Raw genomic sequence first — 1,225 nt, 5'->3', positions numbered from 1 at the left:
TCTTCTATTATTATCACCTCTAAAAAAACTACGAAAAAAAACAGCCCTTATTTGGACTGTTTTGTTTTTTCAAGATAATTAATTGCATCGTTAAGATTTTTAACTGGAACAATCTTCATCTTAGTATGAATCTTTTTAGCTGCGCGTAAGGCTAAATGATAGTTATTAACATAGCCTGGTTCATATTTCTTTATTTCCTTAGTTACAGGATCATCAGGTGCAAAGAAAATAGTTGCTCCTTCTTCTGAAGCTGCATAGACTTTCTTTTCAATCCCGCCAATAGGGCCTACAGTTCCATCTGGAGCAATAGTCCCTGTCCCGGCAATAGTCCGACCAGCTTTGAGATCCTTGTTAGCAATCTGAGAATAAACTTGTAAGGTAAACATCAAACCAGCTGAAGGACCACCAATGCTTCCTGCGTTGATTTTAGTAGGTGGATTCCCCTTAGCCTCTGTATTATCAGTCAATGTGATACCCAAACCAAATCTCTTTGTATCAGCTAGCTTAACCAACTTACCACTGGCAGACTTCTTCTTACCGTCACGTAAGAAACTGATTTTCACTGTCGAATGTTTATCTTGTTTTTTAACATACTTGATAAATTGATCGGCATTATTAAAGTGATATCCATTAATAGATGTAATCGTATCGCCAATCGCTAATTTCTTCTTAAAATCAGAATTGTTCATTACATCCATCACATAAACGCCTAAATATTTCTTAGTAAATGGTTTATCAGCTTTCGAATAGGCCGCCTGGATAGCATTATTTTGGGCTGATTGCATGTAATACTGTTGAACTTTAAAGTAATCCTGAGTATTTTCATCACCCATAAGTTCTTGTTGCGAATATATAGTTTCAAAATTATTTCCTAATGATTTTAGTAATGTAAACGGCGTTCCACTAACAATACCAACAGTAGTCAAAAGTAAATTTCCTTTTTTCTTATCCTGCTTAGCATTCACTTTTACAAATTGCGAGGTATCCTCAGCAGTTCCAGGAACTTCCAAATAGTAACCTGTTGGTGCAAAGAAAAATGCCACTACAATTAGGAATATAAATATGGCACCTAAAACTTTGTTTCTAGTTTTATTAAATTTCAAAATAAACTATTCCTTCCTCAACTTCTTTATCAATGCTTGAGCTACAGCTGGAGGAACGAATTCAGAAATATCTCCACCAAATTTTGCTACCTCTTTCATCATTGATGATGATATCGTAGCAT

Annotated in this window: 1 protein-coding gene; it reads right to left on the bottom strand. The window is 35.1% G+C overall.

From position 1 onward, the window contains the following. Positions 1 to 47 precede the first annotated feature (47 nt). On the bottom strand, positions 48 to 1,103 hold the full coding sequence (locus tag FHL06_RS13545) for a SepM family pheromone-processing serine protease (protein WP_153387160.1): 1,056 nt from the start codon (positions 1,101 to 1,103) through the stop codon (positions 48 to 50). Between the last annotated feature and the right edge of the window lie 122 nt (positions 1,104 to 1,225).

Origin of the sequence: Companilactobacillus halodurans (assembly GCF_009600985.1) — a bacterium.
Taxonomy (GTDB): domain Bacteria; phylum Bacillota; class Bacilli; order Lactobacillales; family Lactobacillaceae; genus Companilactobacillus; species Companilactobacillus halodurans.
This window is presented reverse-complemented; position numbering and strand designations above follow the sequence as displayed.